15 protein-coding genes are annotated in these 22,826 nt (G+C 60.0%); 10 read left to right on the plus strand and 5 right to left on the minus strand.

Features of this window, described 5'->3' with window-relative positions; all coding sequences use genetic code 11:
- Positions 1 to 141: 141 nt before the first annotated feature.
- Entirely contained in the window at positions 142 to 1,545 is a 1,404-nt protein-coding gene (locus AC1DF8_RS17705) for an aspartate aminotransferase family protein (protein ID WP_183879911.1), read from the minus strand.
- Positions 1,546 to 1,558: 13 nt separating this feature from the next.
- On the minus strand, positions 1,559 to 3,037 hold the full coding sequence (locus AC1DF8_RS17710; protein WP_478154299.1) for an NAD-dependent succinate-semialdehyde dehydrogenase: 1,479 nt from the start codon (positions 3,035 to 3,037) through the stop codon (positions 1,559 to 1,561).
- A gap of 120 nt (positions 3,038 to 3,157) precedes the next feature.
- Between AC1DF8_RS17710 and AC1DF8_RS17715 the strand changes: the two genes are divergently transcribed.
- The gene (locus tag AC1DF8_RS17715; protein WP_112542103.1) at positions 3,158 to 3,625 is read left to right on the plus strand and encodes an Lrp/AsnC family transcriptional regulator; all 468 of its coding nucleotides are present in this window, start codon (positions 3,158 to 3,160) and stop codon (positions 3,623 to 3,625) included.
- Between the two features lie 450 nt (positions 3,626 to 4,075).
- Positions 4,076 to 4,735 carry a response regulator gene (locus AC1DF8_RS17720; RefSeq protein WP_112542104.1) on the plus strand — a complete coding sequence of 220 codons (660 nt, stop codon included), beginning with the start codon at positions 4,076 to 4,078 and terminating at the stop codon, positions 4,733 to 4,735.
- Here AC1DF8_RS17720 and AC1DF8_RS17725 read toward each other — a convergent pair.
- Entirely contained in the window at positions 4,732 to 6,534 is a 1,803-nt protein-coding gene (locus tag AC1DF8_RS17725; protein ID WP_478154300.1) for a sensor histidine kinase, read from the minus strand. The two genes, AC1DF8_RS17720 and AC1DF8_RS17725, sit on opposite strands and share 4 nt — an antisense overlap.
- Here AC1DF8_RS17725 and AC1DF8_RS17730 point away from each other — a divergent pair.
- From AC1DF8_RS17730 to AC1DF8_RS17755, 6 genes are all read left to right on the plus strand, one after another.
- Complete coding sequence (locus tag AC1DF8_RS17730; RefSeq protein WP_478154301.1) at positions 6,454 to 14,541, plus strand: peroxidase family protein; 8,088 nt, start codon at positions 6,454 to 6,456, stop codon at positions 14,539 to 14,541. The genes AC1DF8_RS17725 and AC1DF8_RS17730 overlap by 81 nt on opposite strands.
- Before the next feature lie 72 nt (positions 14,542 to 14,613).
- Positions 14,614 to 16,377 (plus strand): type I secretion system permease/ATPase, encoded by a 1,764-nt coding sequence (locus AC1DF8_RS17735; protein ID WP_478154302.1) that lies wholly within the window; start codon positions 14,614 to 14,616, stop codon positions 16,375 to 16,377.
- A complete protein-coding gene (locus AC1DF8_RS17740) occupies positions 16,374 to 18,833 on the plus strand; it encodes a calcium-binding protein (RefSeq protein ID WP_478154303.1) in 2,460 nt (819 codons plus the stop codon). Before AC1DF8_RS17735 ends, AC1DF8_RS17740 begins: the two co-directional genes overlap by 4 nt.
- A 13-nt stretch (positions 18,834 to 18,846) precedes the next feature.
- A complete protein-coding gene (locus AC1DF8_RS17745; protein WP_478154304.1) occupies positions 18,847 to 20,169 on the plus strand; it encodes an HlyD family type I secretion periplasmic adaptor subunit in 1,323 nt (440 codons plus the stop codon).
- A gap of 240 nt (positions 20,170 to 20,409) precedes the next feature.
- The gene (locus AC1DF8_RS17750) at positions 20,410 to 21,120 is read left to right on the plus strand and encodes a ChbG/HpnK family deacetylase (RefSeq protein WP_478154305.1); all 711 of its coding nucleotides are present in this window, start codon (positions 20,410 to 20,412) and stop codon (positions 21,118 to 21,120) included.
- 4 nt (positions 21,121 to 21,124) lie between these two features.
- The gene (locus AC1DF8_RS17755; protein ID WP_478154306.1) at positions 21,125 to 21,289 is read left to right on the plus strand and encodes a hypothetical protein; all 165 of its coding nucleotides are present in this window, start codon (positions 21,125 to 21,127) and stop codon (positions 21,287 to 21,289) included.
- Between the two features lie 24 nt (positions 21,290 to 21,313).
- Here the strand turns inward: AC1DF8_RS17755 and AC1DF8_RS17760 are convergent, their stop codons facing one another.
- Together AC1DF8_RS17760 and AC1DF8_RS17765 are read right to left on the minus strand one after the other, a co-directional pair.
- Positions 21,314 to 21,499 (minus strand): GFA family protein, encoded by a 186-nt coding sequence (locus tag AC1DF8_RS17760; RefSeq protein WP_478154307.1) that lies wholly within the window; start codon positions 21,497 to 21,499, stop codon positions 21,314 to 21,316.
- Positions 21,500 to 21,543: 44 nt separating this feature from the next.
- A complete protein-coding gene (locus AC1DF8_RS17765) occupies positions 21,544 to 21,807 on the minus strand; it encodes a hypothetical protein (RefSeq protein ID WP_478154308.1) in 264 nt (87 codons plus the stop codon).
- A gap of 91 nt (positions 21,808 to 21,898) precedes the next feature.
- Between AC1DF8_RS17765 and AC1DF8_RS17770 the strand changes: the two genes are divergently transcribed.
- Both AC1DF8_RS17770 and AC1DF8_RS17775 read left to right on the plus strand, forming a co-directional pair.
- Entirely contained in the window at positions 21,899 to 22,186 is a 288-nt protein-coding gene (locus AC1DF8_RS17770) for a PRC-barrel domain-containing protein (protein WP_478154309.1), read from the plus strand.
- A gap of 78 nt (positions 22,187 to 22,264) precedes the next feature.
- Positions 22,265 to 22,768 carry a cupin gene (locus AC1DF8_RS17775; RefSeq protein ID WP_478154310.1) on the plus strand — a complete coding sequence of 168 codons (504 nt, stop codon included), beginning with the start codon at positions 22,265 to 22,267 and terminating at the stop codon, positions 22,766 to 22,768.
- The last annotated feature ends 58 nt before the right edge of the window (positions 22,769 to 22,826 follow it).

The following is a 22,826-nucleotide window of genomic DNA, read 5'->3' on the forward strand; positions in this document are numbered from 1 at the left end:
CATTATGCACGCTTCTTCTGAAAAGATGAAGCGCTATGCATGTCGAGCCGTGATTGCTTCAGAATAATCACGATCATCTCGACTTTGCTCGCAAATCGGCAGTTGCGGGCGAGAGTTTCTCGCCCGCCGGCCATGCTTCCATCAGATCTTCTCGCCAGCCTTGATCAATTCGTCCATCACGGAACGGACTGCGGATTCAGCAATGGCGACGATTTCGTCGACTTCTTCCTTCGTCGTGACGAGCGGCGGGGCAAAACCCAGGATATCGCCATGCGGCATGGCACGGGCAATCAGCCCCCGACTGCGCGCTGCCTTTGAGATCCGTGCACCGACAGTCATGCCGGGCGCAAAGCGTGTCTTCCTTTCCCGATCGGCCACGAATTCGATGGCGCCCATCAGGCCGACGCCTCGCACTTCACCAACGATCGGGAGCTGAGCAAACTTGGCCTTGAGCTGCTCCTGGAAATAGCTGCCGACGGTGCGGGCATTCCCCGGCAGATCCTCCTTCTCGACGATGTCGAGAACGGCGTTCGCCGCTGCGGCGCCGATCGGGTGACCTGAATAAGTGTAGCCATGCGAGAAAGAGCCGACGCGATCAGCCCCTTCTTCCATCACCTTGTAGACCTTTTCGCCGACGATTGCGCCCGACAGCGGAAAATAGGCGGAGGTGAGACCCTTGGCGACGGTGATCAGGTCGGGTTCGATGCCGTAATGCTGCGATCCGAACATCGAGCCGGTGCGTCCGAAACCGGTAATGACTTCGTCGGCGATGAGCAGGATGTCGTATTTCTTGAGGATCTTCTGTACCTCCTCCCAATAGCCCTGTGGCGGCGGCGTGATGCCGCCGGTGCCGAGCACGGGTTCGGCGATGAAGGCACCGATCGTGTCCGGGTCTTCACGCAGGATCAGGGCTTCGAGCTCGTCAGCGCGGCGTTTGGAAAACTCGCGTTCCGTTTCGCCGGCTTCGGCGCCCCAATAGAAATGCGGTGCACCGGTGTGGATAATGCCCGCACGCGGCAGGTCCATATGGTCATGGTAGAAACTCATGCCGGTCATGGAGCCGGAGACGACGCTGCAACCATGATAGCCCCGTTCGCGGGAGATGATCTTCTTCTTGTTCGGCTTGCCGCGCAGGTTGCTGTAATACCAGACGAGCTTGGCTTGCGTTTCGTTGGCGTCGGAGCCTGACATGCCGTAGAAAATCTTGCTCATCTTGCCGGGCGCCATTTTCACCAGCCGATCGGAAAGGATCGCGAGCTCATCCGTCGTGTGGGCGGCATAGGTGTGGTAGTAGGCGAGGCGATAGGCTTGGCGCGAAATGGCCTCGGCGACCTCGGTACGGCCATAGCCGATATTGACGCAGTAGAGACCGGCGAAGCCGTCGATCAGCTGCTTGCCGTGCGCATCCTGAATACGGATGCCCTTGCCGGTTTCGACGATCGTCGGATCGCCCATCTTGCCGCTGGCGAAATCCTTGAGCTGCGTGAAAGGGTGCAGGACCGAATTACGGTCCATCTCGGCGATCTGATTGGGATTGACGGTCATGGCGCGGATCCTTTCATGCAGCGAGGTTGCCGAAGCAGACATATTTTGCTTCGAGATATTCCAGGAGGCCGTGGCGCGAACCTTCGCGACCAAGGCCCGATTGTTTCCAGCCGCCGAATGGTATCGGGGCGCCGGTGAATTTCGGTGTGTTGACGGCGATCATGCCGTATTCGAGCCGGTCGGTGAGACGCATCGCGCGGCTGAGATCGTTGGTGTAGACGTAGGCAGCCAGCCCCATTTCCGTGGCATTGGCACGTGCGAGCACTTCCTGCTCGTCATCGAAGGGCAGTATCGCTGCCACCGGGCCGAAGGTCTCATCGCGGGCAATCAGCATCTCGTCAGTGACATCGGCGAGCACGGTCGGTGTCACGAAATTGCCGCCAAGCGGGCTGTCCTGTCCGCCGCAGACGAGACGCGCACCGGCTGAAAGCGCCTGCGCAATCTGCTGGCGGCATTTTTCGGCAACCGAAGCGCGCGTCATCGGCCCGATATCGGTGCCGGCTGCAAGGCCATGACCGACGTTGAGCTCCATGGTCGCCCTGGCGAAGGCTTCGACGAAACGATCATAGTGCCCACGCTGGACGTAAATCCTGTTGGCGGCGAGGCAATCCTGTCCCGACGTCGCGAATTTTGCGCCCATACAGCCTCTCACAGCCTTGGAAAGCTCGGCATCGTCGAACAGGATGAAAGGTGCGTGGCCGCCAAGCTCCAGCGAGGCCTTCTTCACAGTCGCTGCCGATTGCGTCAGCAGGATCCGCCCGACTTCCGTCGAGCCGGTGAAGGAAAAGGCACGCACATCCGTGTGTTCGAGCAGGCGGCGCGCAAGCGGGGCCGCTTCCCCGGTGAGAACCTGGAATACGCCGGCGGGCATCCCGGCCTCCTCAGCAAGCTTTGCCAGAGCAAGCGCAGATAGAGGTGTTTCCGGGGCGGGTTTGACGATCATCGTGCAGCCGGCCGCGAGCGCGGCACCCGCCTTGCGGGTAATCATCGCAGAGGGAAAATTCCACGGCGTGATCGCAACCGTCACGCCAAGCGGCTGCATCTGCACTGAAAGGCGGCTGCCCGGCAGGTGGCTCGGCATCGTTTCGCCATAGGCACGCTCGCCTTCAGCTGCGAACCAGTCGAGAAAGTTTGCGGCATAGGAAATCTCGCCAAACGATTCTGCCAGCGGCTTTCCCTGTTCAGCGGTCATGATGACAGCAAGGTCCTGCGCGTTGTCGCGCATCAATTTGCTCCAGGAACGCAGGATCTGGCCCCGTTCGACCGGGAGCCTGTCACGCCAATCGAGAAAGGCATGTTTCGCGGCGTCGACGGCGGCATCGGCATCTTCGAGCGAGCAGGCCGCGACCTCGGCGAGGTGCTCACCGGTTGCCGGATCGATGACGCTGAGCGTCTCTCGCCGGTGTGCCCAGTTGCCGTCGAGAAACGCGCGGCGCTCGATCAGATCGGGTCGTTGCAGGTTTTTCAGCGCAGTGCTGGCGATACCCTTCATGCGGAGCTCCAGGTGGGTTTACAAGGAGACTAGCCGTGCATCATAATCGATAGGCTGCATTGAATTGAGGTTCTCTGCAGGAGTTGGGCTTAATTTGCACACTTAACGCAGGATTTCTGCATGACCACTCTCGATAGAGCCGATCGCGCACTGCTTGACGCCGTCCAGAAGAACAACCGCCTAACCTCGGAAGAACTGGCACAGATCGTCAATCTCTCGCCAACTGCCTGTCAGCGACGGCTGAAGCGGCTGCGTGAGGAAGGAGTGATCGAGGCAGACGTGTCCATCGTCTCGCCCAAGGCTGCCGGGCGCGGTATCACCATGATTGTTCTTGTCTCTCTGGAGCGCGAACGGGCAGACATCGTCGATCGCTTCAAGGCGGCGATCCGCGCCACCAAGGAAGTGATGATCGGCTACTACGTGACGGGTGATGCCGATTTCATCCTGGTGATTACGGCGAAGGACATGGAAGACTACGAAGCCTTCACACGCCGGTTCTTCTATGAGAACCACGATATCAAGGGTTTCAAGACAATGGTGGTGATGGATCGGGTGAAAGCTGGCTTTTCATTTCCAATAGAAGATTGACTGTCGGGTGTCCTGCTTCAAACGTTTTTAGAGCAGCCTTATCGTTCCAAGTCTGCCGATTTTGCGGCATCCTCCACCGGTGCCGAGAGGGTGCCGTCCGCCCGAAGGTGACGGCTCTCGACGTTGTAGGACGTGCCCTGATCGTCTCCACCAGATTTCCATTGCTCAGTTCGTCGCGGTCGAGCCCGAAATAAGCAAGCGTTTTTGACCGGCGCGGAAAGTTCGCGCTGTCAGGGTTGCCTTCGCGGAATACGCGCACCGGCGACGACACGATCCGCCATACCGGAGGCACACTTGGGATTGCGCCTCGACTGAACGCAGCTCCGGCAAGGGTGGTATGCGATTGGAATTATACTCCACCCATGAGAGTAATAGCCATAAATGGCTACATAGACAGGAAATTAAATTGCGAATACAAATTAAGCAATTGCTGGGTACAGGGTGCATAATATGAGTCCAATCTCAGTAGCGTTGGTCGACGACCATCCGCTAATGCTGGCAGGATTGACGGAGATCCTTAGGAAGCAGCCGGCATTTGCTGTCGCAGCGACCGGGTCGAGCGCTGAGGAGGCATTGGAGATTGGCCTGCGCCTGGCGCCCGACGTTTTTATCGTCGATCTGATAATGCCGGGAAACATGTTCGACACGATCTCGAAACTTGTCGAAAAAATACGAACAAAGATCCTGGTCTTCACAGCCATGACGGGCAGCGATTACGCTGTGCGAGCACTCAATGCCGGCGCTAGCGGCTATGTGCTCAAAGGCAGTAGCGCCAAGGAGCTCATCCAGGCCATCGCAACCGTCCACCGTGGCGATATGTTCATCACTCCCGCCTTTGCCTGCAAGGTCATAGAAGAGCTCAAGATAGCCTCGCTGCGAAAAGTGACGGGTACGGAAGTGAAGCTCAGCATCCGCGAGGGCCAGATCATCCGCATGTTGTTGCGGGGATTCACGAACCGTCAGATCGCAGCCGACCTGCAGATCGGCGAGAAGACTGTGAAGAACTACATGACGATACTCATGCAGAAGCTGAACGCGCGAAATCGGCTGGAAGTCCTACTCGCCGCTCAAAAGCTTGAGAGTGGAACAGACACCATTCAGCGCCACTAGATACTGTTGCCTTCCATCGGCACGACGACCTCAAGCTCGGTTCCCGAGCGCGGGCCGTGGCGAATCTGAACACGACCGCCGAAGGCCTCAACGCGATTGCGGATGCCCTGCAGGCCGAGCGGTCTGTGGTTCCCTCTCGGGGTGCTCTTTCCAAAGCCCGGGCCGCCGTCTGCAATGACGACAGTGATGGCCGACAGGTCTGCCGAAGCAGAGACCCGCTGGTCACGGCCGCCGCCATGCCGAAATGCGTTGCTGAGCCCCTCTTGGACCACCCGATAAAGACAGATCTTCAAAGGATGCGCGACACGCTCGGGCAACTCGTCGCACTCCGATGTAACTTTCGAACCGGTTGCATATTCGTGCCGGTCGATCGCCATGCGCAGGGCCGCCTTCAGCGGCAAATGTTCTATCTCCGGCAAGACCAGCCCTGTCGACAGTTCACGCAACTCTGTAAGCACCTGGCTTGCGATACGTGAGGGAGCAAGATCGGCCTCTTGCACCCCGGATGCGTTCTCGACGGTCGCGGGGGTCGATGAAACCGGTGCCTCTGTATTTTCTCCAAGCTTGAGGATCAGCAGGCTGAGTAGCTGAACAGGACCATCGTGAAGATCCGCACCAATGCGGTTGAGAAGCTGCTCGTTGGACTTAGAGGCATCCATGCGCGCCCGATCGGCGGCCTTGCGAAGCTCGGTGTTCTGCTTGGCCAGCGTCTGAGCCTCGGTCAGTTGTGATTTCAGCGTCATCCTTTGATTGGCAATGATATTGCTCGCCCGTCGAACGATGAGGAACAGCAACGCCATGATGGCCAGTGTTGTTGCGCCGACGATTGCCCAGGTCTGACGTTGGACCCGGGCTCGCTGGACCACGAATTCGGCGGCATCCTCGTAGAGCTCTCCTACGGCAATGATGTCGCGCGTGCCGGAGCGATAGATCGGCGCGTAGATTTCGATCAACGGTCGGCCGGTGGTCGCCTCTCCTTCCTCACCGTCGTTATGGCCGTCTTCAAGCTGGGCGACGACCTGGCCCGAAAAGGCCAGGTCGATATCCGACGACGGGAAAGTTTTCCCGATGAGAGACTTGTCGGTGCTGTAGATCACTGCCCCATCACTGCGCCAGATCCTGAAGCCTTCGACACGGCGCGCGAGATCGGTGCCGATCAACAGATCGTCGAGTTCCTTGCGGCGGGCTTCGGCCACCTGGGGGTCGCTCGACGTTCCCTCGATGTGACGAGCAAGAAAGCCCTCCATGTAAAGGGCGCCGGATTCGGCCCGACTTCTCAGCTGATTTGCCGCAATCTGGCCGTTAAGCCACTCTCCCAGGATTGCCATCGAACTGCAGATGACGAGTCCCGCCACAATCAAAAATTGCTTCGTCAAATCAAGGCTGTGCCAAGTTGCCAGGATCTTGGAACTCAAGCCGCCGCAGATCTTCTTAAACGGGACGAAAGTCACTTTTTCTTCCGGGCCTAACGTCCCGGCCTCCTGAAGACCAAAGTCCGTAAATGTCTGCGGACCTTTGGAACTATCTCTTCGCCTTGCCAAAAGACAATATTTGATCGTCGCAGACAATCCTGAAGATTTTCTATCGGCTTTCGCAAATTCATCTCCGAAACGCCGGTAGAAGATCTGCAGCAGAGCTGCCTCTGTCTGCCATCGCAGGCCGGAAAGAAGCATTGCCGGAACGAACCGTTTCCTGAGCAATCCAAAGGGGGGAGTAAAATGGTCACCTATATTCGATCGGATCTCGATTTCATCTTGAAGCAGATCAAAATTGCGGAAGCCGATGCCGCTTTCCGGCAAGGCACATCGACCGGCGATCCGAACAACGTGGCAAAGCCGCTTTTCGGAGTCGGCGGCTCGATCCCGACCTATAATCTCGCCTGGGGCCTGCGCACTGTCGACGGCACATACAACAATCCGCTGCATCCGGAATGGGGTGCGGCCGACAACGAGTTTCCCGAAAACCTCGGCACGCAGTTCAAGACGGTCATGGTGCCTGGCGGACCGGGAGGCGCCCTGGTTCCCGTGACCTACCAGCCAGGTGTCGACAATGACGGACCCGGCACGGCGGGCCCTAGCGACGTCTTCGACCCCACGGTCCGCACGATCTCCAACCTGATCGTCGATCAGACGCTCGGCAATCCTTCGGCGATCCTGACGGCCCTGCAGCGCGCCGGTATTGTCCCTGCAGCGCAGCAGATGACTGTGACCGCCCAGATCACGGCGGCCTACGAGCCGCTGCGTCCATTGTTCAACGACGTGGGCACGGCCGAGCGGCTAAACGCCGAGGCACAGGCCGCCGCGTCCGCAAGCCCCGGTAATCAGGCCCTGCAGGACGCCGCCACCGCGACCGCGGCCAATCTGGCGACCGCGCAAGCGGCGCTTGATGCGCAAGATGACGCTTTGATGGCTCTGCTCGAGGCAAACGGCGTCGAACTCGAAGGCGTCAATGTTGTCATCACCAATGCCGCGCCTGACGAGGGCCTGTCGGCGCCGTTCAATTCCTGGTTCACCCTCTTCGGCCAATTCTTCGATCACGGTCTCGACCTCGTCGCCAAGGGCGGCAATGGCACGGTCTTCATCCCGTTGATGCCCGACGATCCTCTCTATGTCGAAGGAAGCGACACCAATTTTATGGTGCTCACACGCGCCACCCTTGCCGGCCCCGGCGCCGACGGCATCATGAATGACGACCCGGCAACGGCCGTCAACGAAGCTGCCGACAATACCGATCGTCCGGTAAACACGACGACCTCATTCGTCGATCAGAATCAGACCTATACGTCCCATCCGTCTCATCAAGTCTTCCTCAGGGCCTATGTATTTAACGCTGCCGGCGACCCGGTCTCGACCGGCAAGCTCATCGAGGGCGGCAATGGCGGCATGGCGACATGGGCGGACCTGAAGGCGCAGGCCGCTTCCATGCTGGGCATCCAGCTTGCCGACGCCAATGTCGGCAACGTTCCGTTGCTCGCCACGGACCCCTATGGCGAATTCATCCGCGGACCGAATGGTTTCCCGCAGATGGTGACCACCACAGGCCTTGTCGAAGGAAATCCTCTGGCCAATGGAGGATTGGGCGTTGCCGTGCCGGCAAATGCGATCCTGACCGGCCACGCCTTCCTTGCCGATATCGCGCATAATGCGGTGCCGGGTGGACTGGCCGACGGCGACATCGAGATCGGACTTGATAACCCGGGCAACGAGCCTGGAGTCTACGACAACGAATTGCTCGATGCGCACTATGTCGCCGGCGATGGCCGAGCCAACGAGAATATCGGCCTGACTGCGGTGCACCACGTGTTCCACTCGGAGCACAACCGGCTGGTGGAACACACCAAGGATGTTGTGTTCACGGATGCCGTTGCCATGCTGGGTGGCGGCGCGTCACAGGCAGAGGCAGTGGCCTTTTTGAACGAATGGCTCATTGACGACGTTGCCGAGGTTCCAGCCTCGGCGGCTGGCCTCGTCTGGGACGGCGAGCGCCTCTTCCAGGCTGCCAAGTTCGGCACCGAGATGCAGTATCAGCATCTCGTATTCGAAGAATTCGCCCGCAAGATCCAGCCGAACATCAACGTCTTCCTGGTTCCCGACGGCTACGACGTCACCATCGATCCGTCGATCGTCGCCGAATTCGCGCATGTGGTCTATCGTTTCGGCCACTCAATGCTGACGGAATCGATCGACCGTTTCGATCCGAACTTCAACCCAGACCATATCGGCCTGATCGAAGGTTTCCTCAATCCCCTGCAGTTCGAGAACAACGGCGGCACGGAAACTGTCGATGCCGATATTTCCGCAGGCGCCATCGTTCGCGGCATGACGCGGCAGGCGGGCAATGAGATCGACGAATTCGTCACCAGCGCCCTGCGCAACAACCTGCTCGGCCTACCGCTCGATCTTGCCACCATCAACCTGGCCCGCGGGCGTGACACCGGCGTACCGTCGCTGAATGCGGCCCGTACGCAGTTCTACAACGCCACCAATCAGGATGTCTTGCTCAAGCCCTATGAGAGCTGGGTCGATTTCGCCGGCCACCTGAAGCACGAGGCCTCGATCATCAACTTCGTCGCGGCTTACGGCACGCATTCCCTGATCACCGACGAGACGACACTTGAGGGTAAACGTAACGCCGCACTTACCCTAATCACCGGCGTGTCGGTCGGTGGAATGGAGGTTCCGCTCGATCGGCTCGACTTCCTCAACGCAACCGGGGCCTATGCCGGCGGTTCGCTTGGCGGCCTCAACGATGTCGATCTCTGGATCGGCGGCTTGGCCGAAGCGATCATGCCCTTCGGCGGCATGCTTGGCTCGACCTTCAATTTCGTTTTCGAAATGCAGATGGAAAAGCTGCAGAACGGCGACCGTTTCTACTATCTGCAGCGCCTCGATGGCTTGCATCTCTTCGGCGAGATGGAGAACAACTCCTTTGCCGCGATGATCATGCGCAATACCGATGCGACCCACCTGCCATCCGATGTCTTCTCGACCCCCGGTCTCATTCTCGAGGTCAACCAGACCCGGCAGTTCAACGATCTCGACGGCGACGGAACTCTGGAGAGCACCGATCCGGTCGGCGACGGCATCCTGACGCAGCTTGTCATCCGCAACAATCCGGCAACACCGGGCGCAGACACCAACTACCTGCGCTACACCGGCGGCGACCATGTGGTCATGGGTGGCACTGAAGCCAATGACACCATAATCGCAGGTATCGGTGACGACACGCTATTCGGCGATGGCGGCAACGACCGGCTTGAAGGTGGCTTCGGCAACGACATCATCAACGGCGGCGACGGCGACGACATCATCGTCGACAGCGGCGGCGACGACAATATCAAGGCCGGCAAGGGCAATGACGTGGTTCATGCCGGGCCTGGTCTCGACCTCGTAATGGGCAATGACGGCCAGGACTTCATCTTCCTGGGCACGGACATGGGCTCGGAAGTCTTTGCCGGCACCGGCAATGACTTCATCTATGGCAACAAGAATGCCGAACGCATCCTTGGCAATGAGGGCAACGACTGGATCGAAACCGGCACATTCGACGGTGCACCCGGGGATAACTTCGACGAAATCTTCTCGCATGACGAGATCGATGGCCACGATGTGTTCCTGGGCGATGGCGGCTTTGACGAGTTCATCGGCGAGGGCGGCGACGATATCTTCGTCGGCAGCGCCGGTCGCGGCAAGATGGTGGGCATGTCCGGTTTTGACTGGGCGACCTACAAGGACAACCCGAACTTCGTGAACGCCGATCTGTCGATCCCGATCGTCTTTGACGAGGCACCAACACTTCCCCAGAATGCTGCGCTCGACGAATACGAGTCGGTCGAAGGTCTGTCGGGCACGAAATTCGGCGATGTCCTGACTGGCACGAACACGCTCGCGGCAGAGCGGCTCCCCGCTACTCAGGGCGGCACCGAGGGCTATCAGGGCAGTGCGCTGACGGCCGAGGGCATCGCTCTCATCCAGGGCCTCCAGGAAATCCTTGGCGCGGGAGTGACGGAATTCAGCGCCGGTGACATCATCCTTGGTGGCGACGGCAGTGACATCATGAAAGGCCTTGCCGGAGACGACATTATCGACGGCGACAAATGGCTCGACGTCCAGATCGGTGTCTTTGCACCAGGCGACACGCAACATACCGGTCAGCCGATCGCGCTGCACAACAGCATGACGACGCTGGCTGCCGCGATGTTCAACGGTTCGATAAACCCTGGCCAACTGGCGATCGTGCGGACCATCCGGACCGATACGACGGCTGGTGATGTCGATACGGCAGTGTTCCAGGGTGCGAGGGGCGACTATACGTTCGGCGCGACTGCCGATGGGCAGGTCACCGTCACAGACGTTACCGAGCTCAACCTCGATGGCTCCGACCGGCTGCGAAATGTGGAGCGCCTGCAATTTACCGATGGCACCGTCGGCATAATCGTCGGTACCGAAGGCAACAACGTTCTCAATGGCACAACCGGCGACGACCTGATGCTAGGCCTCGGCGGCAACGACGTCCTCAACGGCGGCGACGGCAACGACATCCTCGTTGGTGGGCCGAGCACGGCGGGCACCTCAGGCACTTATGCCGATAATTTCGACAACACCGTGCTGAATGGATCGACTGGGACGGCAGTATGGGCCACGTCTTGGGTTGAAACAGGAGACAACGGCAATACGAACAGCGCAGCCGCAGGCCAGATCCGCATTGACGACGGTACCAACGAGTTGCGCCTGCGCGATGATGACAACGATCCGGGCAACGGCACGGCGACGATCACCCGATCCGTCAATCTGTCGGGCGCATCGAGCGCCACCATCAGCTACACCTACAATGAGAGCGGCTTCGACGCGGGAGAAACGGTCACGGTTCTGTTTGCCGCCGATGGCGTCAACTTCAATCAGACGATCCAGACCATAACCGGCGCATCCAACACAGGATCGATAATCAACTTGCCATTGAACGGACCGTTCGGTGCCAATTCGGCAATCAGGTTCGTAGTGGCCGGCACGAACAACAGCGGCGACTTTGTCGGGATCAATAACCTGTCGATCGCCTTCTCCAGCGCCACCGAGACACTGAACGGCGGCGCTGGCAACGACACCTATGTCATCAATCTCGGCGACGGCATCGACGTCATCAACGAAACAGCCGGTACCGACCGCATCACTGTCGGAGGCACCGTGCCGCCGGCACTACCGGCCGCTCTTACCGGGCTCAACATGTTCGAAGTGACCGCCGGCGGCGGCAACGACGACCTGGTCATCCAGTTCAACGGCCAGCAGGCAACCGTCACCGATCACTTCGACACCGCCGGCGAAGCGGTGGAGTTCATCAACTTCAACGGCAGTACCTTCGAAGGCTATGTTCTGACCGGCGACTATGCGCTTAGCACGGATGACAACGGCGAGCGGACGGCGGCTGTCGGCATCAACACGGCACTCGCAGGCACGACGGCTAACGATACCCTGACCGGCAATACCGGCTTCGACCTGCTGTTCGGCCATGAGGGCAACGATACGCTCAATGGCGGACTTGGTGAGGATCTGCTCGTCGGCGGCGCCGGTAACGACACGCTCGACGGCGGCGACGATATCGACACGCTGGTCGGTGGCGCAGGCAACGACACCTATGTCGACGATACCGGCGAGGATCTGATCGTCGAGGCCGCGGCTGGCGGTACCGACACGGTCGAGACGACAGCGGCACTCTACACACTGGCCACTTTCGCCAATGTCGAGAACCTGACCTATACGGGTGTCGACGCCGACCAGTTCGTCGGCACCGGCAACGATGGCAATAACGTCATCACCGGTGGCGATCTCGCTGACACGCTGACGGGGCTTGGCGGCAATGACACGCTGAACGGCGGCCTTGGTGCCGACGCCATGCTGGGCGGTGTCGGGGACGACATCTATTCTGTCGACGATGCCGGCGACGTGGTGACGGAACTGGCGGCAGGCGGCACGGACCGGGTCGACTCCAGCGTCGACTACACGCTCGGGGCCGAGGTGGAGAACCTCAATCTCATCGGCGCGGCGGTCACCGGACGCGGCAACACGCTCGCCAACACGATCAACGGTAATGGCGCCGCCAACCAGCTCTTCGGCGGCGGCAACAACGATACGCTCAATGGTGCCGCCGGAGCTGACCTGCTCGACGGCGGCGACGGCAACGACACGCTGAATGGCGGTGACGACAACGACACCATCATCGGCGGTGCCGGCAACGACACGATCGATGTAGGCGGCGGCGTCAACACCATCGTCTACAATTCGACCGGCTTCGGAGCCGATATCATCAATAGTTTCGATGCCACCGGCGGCACGCCGGCGAACCAGGATCGCATCGACCTCAGCGGGCTGGGGATAACGGCGGCGAACTTCGCCAATCGGGTGTTCGAATCCGCCAGCGGCGGCAACACGATCATTACCATCCGGGAGAACGGGCCGGCCTCGACCATCCAGGGCACGATCCAGATCAACGGGGTCAACAATGCCGGTATCGACATCTCCGACTTCACGCTCGCAACTGCCGGAAACGTGATCAACGGCGCTGCAGCCGGCCAGACGCATAATGGCACCGCTGGTGCGGACACGATCAATGCGCTTGGCGGCAACGACACCGTCAATGCCGGAGCCGGCAACGACATCGTCAACGGCGGCACAGGCAACGATACCCTCAACGGCGATGCCGGTGACGATACGTTCAACTGGAACGCCAACAACGCGACAGCGACGTCGCTGGCCAATTCCGACGGGCGCGACATCGTCAATGGCGGCACGGAAGGGCAGGCCGGGGACACTTTCGTGATCACGGGCAACAGCGCGGTCGCAGAAACCTACCGTATCTATACCCGCGCTGCATGGGACGCACTGGCCGGCAACAATGGCGCAAGCCTGAATGCCGCTACAGAGATCGTCATCACGCGGGGCGCCAATACCGATTTTGCCACCTCTGTCATCGCCGAGTTGCGCGAGATCGAAGAGATCCGGATCAACGGTATCGATCCGTCCGGACCCGGCTCTGCCGGAGGCGATACGTTCCAGGTGATCGGCGACTTCTCGGCAACAAGCCTGCGACTGAACACGATCACAATTGATGGTGGCGCCGGTGATGACACGATCGACATCTCGGCACTCACCTCTGCGCACCGCATCGTTTTCCGCTCGAACGGTGGCAATGACACGATCGTCGGCACCTTGCGACCGCAGGACGTCATCGACCTGCCCGCGGGCACGAGTGCCAATGATTACGAAATCACGACGGATGAAAACGGCGTGACCACAATGACAAGCAGCCAGCACAGCATTCGCTTCACCAGCGAAGGTGGCCTGCCGCAATTCAACGGCGAGGTCGATGCAGAAGAAGAGGTGCCGACGCCGGAAACGCCGACACCACCCGTTCCCGAAGCAGCAACGGGAACCACGATCGTCGGCACTGTCGCCGCCGATGTGCTTGTCGGCACGGCAAGTGGGGAAATGATCGTCGCATTCGCCGGCAATGATGTGGCGACCGGCGGCGCCGGCAGTGACATCATGCGGGGCGATGACGGTGACGACCTCCTCAGTGGGGAGGCAGGCAACGACATGGTCTTCGGCGGCGCCGGAAATGACGACCTTATGGGCGGCGGTGGAAACGACATGCTCTATGGCGATGCGGGATCCGACCGCATCTTCAGCGACGAGGGCGCCGACATGGTCTCCGGTGGCGCCGGCAACGACACGGCCCATGGCGGCGACGGCGACGATACGTTCATCGCCGAGGCAAGCGACGGCGACGACATTTATTATGGCGATGCCGGCAGCGACACACTGGACATGGCGGCGATAACCGCCAACCTGACGGTCGATCTCGGAAGCGGCTTCAAGGGCAGAGGAAGTGCATCGAGCAGCCAATCCGGCAACGACACGCTCTGGAGCGTAGAGAACGTCGTCACGGGCTCAGGCAACGACACGATCACGGCCAATGCTTCCGTCAACATCATGGATGGCGGGGCCGGAAACGACAGGTTCGTGTTCCAGTCCGAAAAGGATGCGGATGGCGATACAATCATCGGCTTCCAGCCTGGAGACAAGATCGACCTCAGCGCCACGGACGCCAACAACGGTGTCTCCGGAAATCAGACGTTCACACTGGTCGCCGGATCCACGCTCAGCGGCGCTGCGCAACTCATCGTCACCCACGAGACCCGTGACGATGGCGATTACACCGTCGTCCAGGCAAGCGTTGACGGCGACAGCAGTGCCGAGCTTCGCCTCAGCGTAAAGGGGAACCACAACCTCACCACTTCGGACTTCAATCTGTAATGCGCCAAACGCGGCGCGCCGGTCAGACCGGCGCGCCGCTTAGCTCAATATAAGCAGGAAGTGGTGAACGATATGCGACCCAAAACTCCGCTCACCGGCAGCAAGCGCAAACAGATCGGGAAACTGACCCATGGATTAAGGGGCATATTGGTGTTCCTGGTCATCACGTCAGGGGTTATCAACGTTCTTGCGCTGACCGGTTCCTTCTACATGCTGCAAATCTATGACCGTGCGCTGACCAGCGGCAGTGTCCCGACCCTCCTTGGACTTTCGGCACTGGCAATCGGCCTCTATCTGTTCCAGGGATTCTTCGACATCATCCGATCGCAAATTCTGGTGCGCATGGGTGCGCGGCTCGACAGTCGGATCGCTCCCATGGCGCATCAGGTCGCGATCGACATGCCGCGATTTGGCTTTTCGACAGCTGAATCGCTGGAGCGTGGACGTGATGTCGATACGGTTCGTGCCTTCCTCGGCAGTCAAGGCCCGGTTGCCCTATTCGACCTGCCATGGGTACCGCTCTATCTGATCTTCGTCTACATGCTCCATCCCTATCTCGGAGCACTCACATTCGCCGGCGCGTTCATCCTCTCGATACTGACGATCGTGGCGGAACTCATGACGCGCCGTTTGGCGAGCGCCACGCATAAATCGGGGATAGAGCGCAACGCCATTGCCGATTCCAATGCTCGCAACGCCGATATCCTCAAGGCGATGGGCTTTGCAGGGCGCGCGGTCGATCGCTTCAACCGCGCCAATCAGGACCATCTCGAGCTGCAGACCCGCACCAACGATATCAGCGGTACCTTCGGAGCGATTTCGCGTGTGCTTCGCATGATCCTGCAGTCTGCCGTGCTTGGCCTCGGCGCCTGGTTGACGATCAAGGGAGAGTTGTCGGCGGGTGCAATCATCGCCGCTTCGGTTGCCTCCGCACGCGCGCTTGCGCCCGTGGATCTCGCAATTGGCAACTGGAAGGGTTTTGTCGCCGCCCGTACGGCCTTCAACAGGCTGAAGGAGACGGTCATCGCGCTTTCGGGCACAGTTGCGCCGATGGCGCTGCCAGCGCCTGCCCACTCGCTGAAGGTCGAGAAGATAACAGTCGCTGCGCCTGGCTCGGGAAGGGTCCTTCTCAGCGAAGTCAGCTTCGAGATCGCCGCAGGCCAGGCGCTCGGCATCATCGGTCCAAGCGGTGGCGGCAAGACGACGCTCGCACGCGCCTTGACCGGTGTCTGGCCGACCCTTCGCGGCAGCGTCAGGCTCGACGATGCGGAACTCACGCAATGGTCGGATGCGGATCTCGGCCAGCACGTCGGATACCTGCCGCAGGATGTGGCGCTCCTGGACGCGACGATCGAGGAAAACATCTCGCGCCTGGAGCCTCAGGTCGATCCGCGCGCGATCGTCGAAGCCGCTCAAACCACGGGTATTCATGAGATGGTCGTGCGCATGCCCGATGGCTACCGCACAGCCCTCGGGCCCCAGGGTATCTCGCTTTCTGCCGGGCAGCGCCAGCGCATCGGTCTTGCAAGGGCGCTCTACCGCAATCCCTTCATCGTCATCATGGATGAGCCCAATTCAAACCTTGATGGCGAGGGCGAGACAGCACTCACCCAGACGATCAGGGCAGTGCGCGCCCGCGGTGGCATCGCAATCGTCATCGCTCACCGGCCGAGCGCACTCGCCGCCGTTGATATGGTTGCCGTCATCCAGAATGGAAAGATGATAGCGTTCGGACCCAAGGACGACATCCTCAAGCCATCGGTTGCGGACACTGGCAGCAAACCTGCGGCCGCAACACAGGTCGGCTCGCGTATGACAGCGAGGATGTCAGAATGATCGAGGTCAAGGCAACCAAACCCGTCAAGGAAGATCACGACGCGCACGATCGCTATGTTCTCAAGAATGAGGACAAAAACAGTAAAGTGCCGATGTTCCTGACGCTCTTTCTCACAGGATTCGCGCTCTATCTGAAGAGCGCACTGTCAGGGCAGCACGAAGGCCTGCCGGCAGGAGAGGCGGCTCAGCGCCCGTCCACGGATGCCGACGAGGGCCTGCCTGCGACCGATCCCGCCACTACTGGCTCCTTGGCAGGAACAGCGATCGAGGAGGAAGCGGCACCGCCTCCAAGAAAGGCGGGAGGAGTGCATCTGTCAAACCACAAGAACGCCGTGAGCTACCTGCAATCGGACTCGCCGCCGATCGAATTCGGCAGGCTGAACCTGCCGAGCCTTGCTCTCCTGAAAACGTCAGGCGGGATCTCCGTTTCCTTCCACGCATCCAACGACAATGCCTGGACCGTCGCCAAGCCAGCATCAACCGTTCCGGTGCGCATGTCCAAGGATCAGGCCTGGACAGGCGCCGACGGAGCCGCTTCAGCGACACCGCAGGCGAAAGAGGACAAGCCGGTTCAACAGGAGAAGGCACACAACCGCGCGCCACGGGTCGGCAACCCGGTGACACTCGCCGATGTTTCCGGCTGCACGATTGCCTTGATCGGCTTGGCCGATTTTTTGCGCGGCACATCGGACCCCGATGGGGACGCACTGTCGGTCAAGGACATCAAAGTCTCATCCGGCAAGCTGGTGCAGGCAGACGGTGGATGGTCTTATCAGGCCGAAGGGCTTGGTCCCGTGACCATCCACTACCAGATTACCGACGGCACCGCCTCGGTGCAGCAAACCGCGCATTTCTCCGTCGTCGAGACCGCACCAATAACCGGTACTGACGGGGACGACCTGCTGGTCGGTACCAGTTGCGTCGATGATATCGACGGACTGGCCGGCGATGACAATATCGACGCCAGAGACGGAAGCGATACCGTGGATGCCGGTGATGGAAACGACAATATCGTTGGCGGCAGCGGAGACGATACGATCTTTGCGGGCAGAGGCAATGACATCGTTCTCGCCGGTCTCGGCGACGACCACATCTTCGGAGGCGCCGGCGATGACCGCCTATATGGCGAGGAGGGTCGCGACAGTATCTTCGGAGACGCCGGCGACGATCTGCTGAGCGGCGGTGCCGATGGCGACATCCTGCACGGCGGCGCCGGCAATGACGCTTTGAAAGGCGATGACGGCAACGACGTTCTCGAGGGGGGAGATGGAAACGACAGCCTCGCCGGCGGCACCGGCAACGATGTGCTGCGCGGCGGCAGCGGCGAGGACACGGTCAATGGCGAGGATGGCAACGACACGGTTGCCGGTGATGCCGACCGGGTGAACGATACTTACGACGGCGGAGCCGGGATCGACAGCCTCGATTATTCTGCGCTTGTGGAGGTAGCCGAGATCAATCTGGCAGATGGCACCGCTTCCGGAGCCGAGATCGGCACCGACTCGATTTCGAACTTCGAAATCATACGCGCTGGCGCAAACGATGACACCGTTACTGGCAGTGCCGGGGCCGAAGAAATTCATGGCAACGGCGGCGATGACCATCTGAGCGGCGGAGGCGCTTCGGATGTCGTCAACGGCGGCGATGGCAATGATGTCGTCACAGGCGACCTCGATTGCGTGGCAGATAGCTACGATGGCGGAAGCGGAATGGACACGCTCGATTATTCAGCCGCACTCATGTCCGTCGTCGTTGATCTCGCTGCTGGTAGCGCATCCGGCCAGGAGATCGGCACCGATGGAATAAGCAACTTCGAGATCATCAGTACCGGCGAAGGTGACGACCTTCTGCGCGACGGCGACGATGCCGATTGTATCCTCGCCGGTAAGGGCGATGACACGGTCGCCGCGGCTGCCGATGCGGCGGATGACGACTTCCGGGGTGAGGACGGTTTCGACACGATCGACTATTCCCAGGCCGCCCACGGCGTGCTTATCGACCTGACAACAGGCAAGGCCACCGGTTTCGATGTCGGTCATGACAGCATCGACGGATTTGAAAAAATTATCGGTGGTTCGGGCGATGACGTCGTCCGGGCCGGCCCGGTGGCTATTGTCGTCGAGGGCGGGGCGGGCAGCGACACGTTCGAGTTCAGCGTTCCTGCAAGCCAAAGTGCCGAGGTCGTCCATCAGATTCTGGACTTCATGGTCGGGGACCGTATCGACGTGTCCAAGTACAAGATCTTCGAGGAGGTCATGGACGGGCTGGAGGATCGCTTCGAGGATATTTACGGCGAGAAGGCCGATTCCGAGCCCCTGCCGATACGTGTACGTCATGAGGGAACGGATGACATGAGCCGCACCTTCATCGAAGTCGATATGGACAAGGATCAGCATTACGAAATGACGATCAATCTGACGGGGCACCATCTCCTCGTGATCGTCGAGAATACCTGAGGGGAGACAAGACGTGTCTGCAAAGCAACCGAAAACTCAATCTGCTCCCTCACCCGAGGTAAACAACACTTTCCCTGTCACATCGCGAGTTCTTGCCGGTATAGCGCTCGGCCTCCTGCTCTTTGCAGGGGCAGGCGGCTGGGCAGCGACGACCCAGCTGCAAGGCGCGATCATCGCGTCAGGCGTCATCAAGGTCGATCGAAACCTGAAGTCGATCCAGCATCGCGATGGCGGGATCGTCAGTGAGATCGCAGTCAAGGAAGGGGACGTCGTGAGCAAGGGGCAGGTCATGCTGCGCCTCGACGATGCCCAGACGCGCGCCGAATTGTCGATCGTCAAGACGCAACTCGTCGAACTCGCGGCACGCCAGGCGCGTCTGATCGCCGAACGGGACAATCAGGAGAAACTCGCTTTCGAGCCTGCGTTCAGCGCTGAGTTTCCCCTTATCTCATCCGGCGAGCTGCGATTGTTCGATGGAAATCGTCGCAACAGGCAAAATCAGAAACAGCAGCTCCAGTACGGAATATCCCAACTTGAGGAGGAACTGAAAGGCCTCGTCGCGCAGCATCAGGCAAAGGCCGATGAACTCGATCTCGTGAGGGTCGAACATAGCAAGATCAAAGGCCTGGCGGACAAGAAACTCGTCGACACGTCCCGCAAATACGTGATCGACCGCGAACTCGCGAAGCTGACGGGAGAGAGCGGAGAGATTCAGGCCAATATTGCACGGTCGCGAGCGCGGATGAGTGAGATCCAGGTCCAGATCATTGCCATCGATGAAGCTGCGCGCACCGAGGCGCAACGAGAGCTGAGTGTCGTCGAACCGAAGCTATCCGAATTGCGGGAACGACGGATCGCTGTCGAAGACCGGCTGTCACGGACAGATATTCGGGCGCCACTGACCGGGACAGTGAACGAGCTTTTCGTGCATACGATCGGCGGCGTCATTACACCGGCTGAAAAGCTGGTGACACTGGTGCCGGCCGACGCTTCGCTGAAGATAGAGGCGAGGCTCTCCCCCACCGATATCGACCAGGTTTTCATCGGCCAGGACGCCAGGCTGCGGTTCTCCGCCTTCAACCAGCGTGCAACGCCCGAACTTGACGGCAGCATCGCTTACGTCTCCGCAGCCACCAGCACAGATCCAGCGACAGGCCAGATATTCTACCTTGCCGACGTAGCCGTGACCGCAACGGAGCTCGCAAGACTTGGAAACAAGAAGCTTCTTCCCGGCATGCCTGTTGAAGTCTTCGTCTCGACCAAAGAACGGACAGCGATGTCGTTTCTCGCCAAACCGCTCACTGATCAGTTCAGCCGGGCATTTCGCGAGGAATAGTTCCTTATTCGATCGCCCTGCCGCAGGGAGTGACAAGACGAAATATCCCCTCGTGTCCGACCCTGCAGACCTGGGCGGAGCCCGTTCGACTTGCAAGCCCGGACCTGAGGGTGCAAACTCGGTCCGGAGCGAAAAAGGGACGTCGCAGAAGCGTCCTGGAATCCGGCGTTACGGCGCCTGGTCCCCCGAACTCGATGAAGCCGGCGCATGTCGCGGCGGCCGCGAGAAAGGGTGACCAGAATGTCCTCGCAATCCAATTCCCGTTTCGTTGTCGTTCACGAAGACGACGTCGGCATCAGCCACGGCGCCAATACTGCTTTCCGCGAGCTCGCCCGCCTGGGGCTGTGCACCGCCGGCTCGGTGATGGTGCCGTGCCCGTGGTTTGCCGAAATCGCTGCCATCGCCCGCGACAATCCGGAACTCGATCTCGGCGTGCACCTGACCCTCAACTCGGACATGAAGCCCTATCGCTGGCGTCCGCTGACCGGTGTTTCGGATAAGGGCCTCACCGATCCCGCGGGTTATTTCTGGGCCGAGGTGCCCGACGTGCGCCGCAACGCCGATCCGGCGGCGGTGGAGCGCGAGCTTCGCGCCCAGATCGAGGCGGCGCTTGCTGCAGGCATCGACGTGACCCACCTCGATTGCCACATGGGTACCGCGATGATGCCCGAGTTCGTTACCGTCTACGAGCGGCTGGGTGCCGATTACCGCCTGCCGATCCTGCTTATGAAGGACTACATGACATTCTCCGTAATGGACTATGTCGGTCCGGTGACGACTGCGGAATTCGACGCAGCATCGGGAAGGGCGCGCCAGCGCGGGAATCCGATTGTCGACCTACAACTGGAAACGCCCTGGGCATGGCCGCAGGGCATCGAGGCGGCCTATCGCTCGTGTGCCAGAAGGCGTGAGCTGGCTTGCGCTGCATTTCAATGCACCCGGCGAGATTGAGCACATGGCGAGCGATGCGGCGTTCCGGACGGGAGAATATGAGTTCTTCCGCAGCCGGCGGGCCGCAGAGCTGATGGCCGAATTCGGCATCGTGCCGATGGGTGTGCGGAATTGGCGGGACCGGATGCGCGGAAAGGAGACAATCCATGGCCAAATCAACGAGGTATGATCCATGGACATTTTCATGGTCGTTCTAGATCGTGCGAAGTGCGCTGCCGGATGCGCGCTGACACCGCGTGCAGCTACAGATGTGATTATGCAGAGGATCGCCGCCGACTTCGAGGGAACGAGCGCCACAGGGACATTCCTGCATGCTAGGTGGCAAAAGGCCAATTCCGCATTGCCATTGACTGCCGGTCCTACGATCCGGAATCGGCATGGCCTATCACATTCGAGCTCATGGCCTCGGAACCGCGTGGGCAGCTACCAGAATGCCTGAACGGCGACGACGACGACGATAAATGCAACCACGACCACAGAAGCCATCCGTAAAACGGTGCGATTGGCTTGGGCGAGTACCTGTGGCTTCGGGTCTCGCTTGGGATTGAATTTGTGGCGACGTTTCTGTGGTGCTGCCGCCTGGGACGGTTTGTTTCCAGCTGCCATGGCTGTTTCGCTCGACGTGGTGGATTTGTGCAAAGCTAATTTAGCATAAAAGCTACTTGGCGCGGCGGTGACGTCAAGCATTGCGGCGAACAGAGAGCGCCGCCTGCCGAGGCAAAGAGGAACAAATGAGAGCTTGTGCGGTTCATGCCTCACACAACAAAGGAGGAATCTCATGGACCATAGCAATCATGTTCGGCTGACACCGGATCAACTCACCCCGACAAACCTCGAAGGCGCGACCGTCTACGGAGCTAATGACCAGAAGGTTGGAACGATAGATCACATCCACGGGACCAGCCTCGCCGTTATCGACGTGGGCGGCTTTCTCGGTATTGGAGCCAAGCCAGTTGCCGTCCCATTCAAGGATTTCGACTGGATGAGAGATGAGGACGGCGTCATTCACGCCGTGACTGGCTGGACCAAGGATCAGCTCAAAGACATGCCCGAGCATCGGGATTGAAGCGAGGCCCGGCCCCAGTGCCGGGCTTTCCGCTCCGCGGGTGTATTATTCCGCATTGTTCTTGTGATGGGTGAAGACATGGAAGCGCAAACGATCTTTTTTGATAAAAGCGACTGGGTGCCCAACAACCAGACGCTTCCGGTTATCGTCTATCGTGAAATCTTCATCTGCGATGATGGTTGTGAGGAATTCGCGCGTCTATTCACCTCGCACGGATGGGAAGGTGTCTGGCGCGATGGTGTTTTCGATTATCAACACTATCACGCGGGTGCGCACGAAGTGCTGGGTATCGGAAAAGGAACGGCGAAACTTCTGATCGGCGGCCCTACCGGTAAAGTGTTCGAGGTACACGCGGGAGATTGTCTCGTCCTTCCAGCGGGGACGGGACATCAAAACCTGGGCGCAAGCAGCGACTTTCGAGTGGTTGGTGCCTACCCGCCAGGCCAACACGCTGACGTTCAGACAAGCGCTGCGACCGCAGAATTCCTCAAAACGATCGCCGAGGTCGCGCTGCCCGAAACCGATCCGGTGCAAGGCGTCTCTGGCCCGTTGTTCGAGGCCTGGCATCTCGGCGACAGGTAGGGCAGCCGATTCAGGCGTTGATTCAACTAGCATCGGCTTCGTGCGGGTTCGACCTGGA

It is taken from the genome of Rhizobium sp. 05N49, assembly GCF_056396805.1.

Coding starts and splice junctions, on each gene's coding strand:
- AC1DF8_RS17705 (WP_183879911.1), bottom strand. CDS start 1,545: ATGACCGTCAATCCCAATCAGATCGCCGAGATGGACCGTAATTCGGTC.
- AC1DF8_RS17710 (WP_478154299.1), bottom strand. CDS start 3,037: ATGAAGGGTATCGCCAGCACTGCGCTGAAAAACCTGCAACGACCCGAT.
- AC1DF8_RS17715 (WP_112542103.1), top strand. CDS start 3,158: ATGACCACTCTCGATAGAGCCGATCGCGCACTGCTTGACGCCGTCCAG.
- AC1DF8_RS17720 (WP_112542104.1), top strand. CDS start 4,076: ATGAGTCCAATCTCAGTAGCGTTGGTCGACGACCATCCGCTAATGCTG.
- AC1DF8_RS17730 (WP_478154301.1), top strand. CDS start 6,454: ATGGTCACCTATATTCGATCGGATCTCGATTTCATCTTGAAGCAGATC.
- AC1DF8_RS17735 (WP_478154302.1), top strand. CDS start 14,614: ATGCGACCCAAAACTCCGCTCACCGGCAGCAAGCGCAAACAGATCGGG.
- AC1DF8_RS17740 (WP_478154303.1), top strand. CDS start 16,374: ATGATCGAGGTCAAGGCAACCAAACCCGTCAAGGAAGATCACGACGCG.
- AC1DF8_RS17750 (WP_478154305.1), top strand. CDS start 20,410: ATGTCCTCGCAATCCAATTCCCGTTTCGTTGTCGTTCACGAAGACGAC.
- AC1DF8_RS17755 (WP_478154306.1), top strand. CDS start 21,125: ATGGCGAGCGATGCGGCGTTCCGGACGGGAGAATATGAGTTCTTCCGC.
- AC1DF8_RS17760 (WP_478154307.1), bottom strand. CDS start 21,499: ATGCCGATTCCGGATCGTAGGACCGGCAGTCAATGGCAATGCGGAATT.
- AC1DF8_RS17765 (WP_478154308.1), bottom strand. CDS start 21,807: ATGCTTGACGTCACCGCCGCGCCAAGTAGCTTTTATGCTAAATTAGCT.
- AC1DF8_RS17770 (WP_478154309.1), top strand. CDS start 21,899: ATGGACCATAGCAATCATGTTCGGCTGACACCGGATCAACTCACCCCG.
- AC1DF8_RS17775 (WP_478154310.1), top strand. CDS start 22,265: ATGGAAGCGCAAACGATCTTTTTTGATAAAAGCGACTGGGTGCCCAAC.